At 67.1% G+C, this 1,719-nt stretch carries 4 protein-coding genes; all 4 read left to right on the forward strand.

Annotation, left to right across the window (positions count from 1 at the left end):
• Positions 1-25: 25 nt before the first annotated feature.
• The gene (locus H928_RS28480) at positions 26-397 is read left to right on the forward strand and encodes a DUF3325 domain-containing protein (protein ID WP_021027621.1); all 372 of its coding nucleotides are present in this window, start codon (positions 26-28) and stop codon (positions 395-397) included.
• Positions 398-517: 120 nt separating this feature from the next.
• A complete protein-coding gene (locus tag H928_RS0117235) occupies positions 518-823 on the forward strand; it encodes a transcriptional repressor (protein WP_021027622.1) in 306 nt (101 codons plus the stop codon).
• A gap of 131 nt (positions 824-954) precedes the next feature.
• Entirely contained in the window at positions 955-1,461 is a 507-nt protein-coding gene (locus H928_RS0117240; RefSeq protein WP_021027623.1) for a sigma-70 family RNA polymerase sigma factor, read from the forward strand.
• The coding region (locus tag H928_RS0117245) for a DUF4880 domain-containing protein (protein WP_027011064.1) at positions 1,461-1,719 on the forward strand (259 nt) is incomplete at its 3' end. The genes H928_RS0117240 and H928_RS0117245, both read left to right, overlap by 1 nt.

A 1,719-nucleotide genomic window follows, 5' to 3' on the forward strand; every position in this document is an offset into this window, starting at 1 on the left:
TGCGCGCACTGCTGGAGTGCTGGTTATGAACGCCCTCACCCCCACCACTACCGCCGCCTTGCCGCTGGCGCTGTGCCTGCCCGCGATGCTACTGCTGAGCCAGGCCATGGACCGCCACTGCGAGCAGATCCTGCGCCGGGGCGAACCTGGGCGCCGCCTGCGCTGGGGCTTGCGCCTGGGTGCGGCCCTGCTGCTGGTGCTGGCACTGCGGTGCTGCATGCATACCTGGGGCCCCGCGGTGGGCGCCGTTGCCTGGCTGGGCTGGCTCAGCGTCGCGGCATGGTTGCAGGTACTCATCCTGACCTACGCCCCGCGCCGGGGCACGGCACTGGCGCTGTCAGCCAGCACCATGGTCCTGTCACACACAGCCGTGTCTGCAGCAGGCCTGGCCGCATGATGCCTGCCCCGCTGTCAACCCGAAGTGGCTGCCCTGGCCACCGCCAAAACTTTACGCAGCTTGACACAAACTGCCACAGTCCGACAAACCGGCTCCATAGTCCCATGCCAGGATGCGCAGATGAATGATGACCACGCACCCCGCAAGGCAGCGCCCGCCCTGCCCGCTGCCCACTGGTTCAAGCGCAGCCGCCAAGTGCGCATACGGCCCACGCCCGCGCGGCTGCGGGTGCTGGAGGCCATCGTCCAGCTGGGCCGCTCTCGCGTCAAATGTGCTGATATCTCCTCCCACCTCGCCCAAAGCGGCGCCCCACTGCCAGCGGCCACCATCTACTGCGTGGCCAAGGAAATGGCCCAGGCCGGCCTGCTGATGCGCGACCGCGAAGATGGCGGCTTGACGGTCTACAGCCTGGCGGCTGGCGTCTAAGTACACGCTGCAACAACTCCCTGCCGGGGTCTGAACACGGACGCAGGCGATCCGCCGCGAATGCTGCCCTGCAGCAAGGGCTAATCACGCCAAGGCTAGAATGATAATAACTATCATTCACATCTCTTTCCGTGGTGGACCCCTCTCGCGACCAAGCCCTGCACACGCTCTACACCTCGCACCATTCCTGGCTGCTGGGCATGCTGAACCGCCGCATGCGCAACCGCAGCGATGCGCAGGACATCACCTCAGAGACTTTCCTGCAGGTGGTGGACTCCAGCCTGGATCCGCGCAGCTTCCAGGAGCCACGGGCCTTTCTCACGACGATTGCCAAGCGCATCCTGTTCCACTTCCAGCGCCGCCAGCTGCTGGAGCGCCAGTACCTGGAGAGCATGGCCGCGCTGCCGATGCCCTGCGTGCCGTCGGTGGAGGACCAGGCGCTGGTGATCGAGGCCATTGCCGAGATCGACCGCATCCTGCACGGCCTGCCTCTGCCGGTGCGTACCGCCTTTGTCTACAGCCAGCTCGACGACATGCCACATGAAGAGATCGCAGCGCGGCTGCAGGTGTCCGTGCGCACCGTCTCGCGCTACCTGACCCAGGCATTGCAGCACTGCATGCGGGCCCAGCTGCGCTGATGGCCTCGCAACCCCCATTGGATGCGGCCACCCAGCAGGAGATTGACTGGATGGTCCGCCTCAGCTCCGGCCGCGTGCAGCCAGCCGAGCGCCAAGCCTTTGAACGCTGGCAGGCCGCAGACCCCGCCCATGCCCAGGCCTGGGAACGCCTGCAAAACACCGTGGGCCGGCCGGTGGGCGCACTGCGCGCCGTCGATAGCCGCCAACCCGGCCAGGCCCAGCAGGCGCGCCAACTCTTGCTGCAGCCCCGGCGCCGCA

It is taken from the genome of Comamonas sp. B-9 (assembly GCF_000410635.1).
Taxonomy (GTDB): domain Bacteria; phylum Pseudomonadota; class Gammaproteobacteria; order Burkholderiales; family Burkholderiaceae_C; genus Comamonas.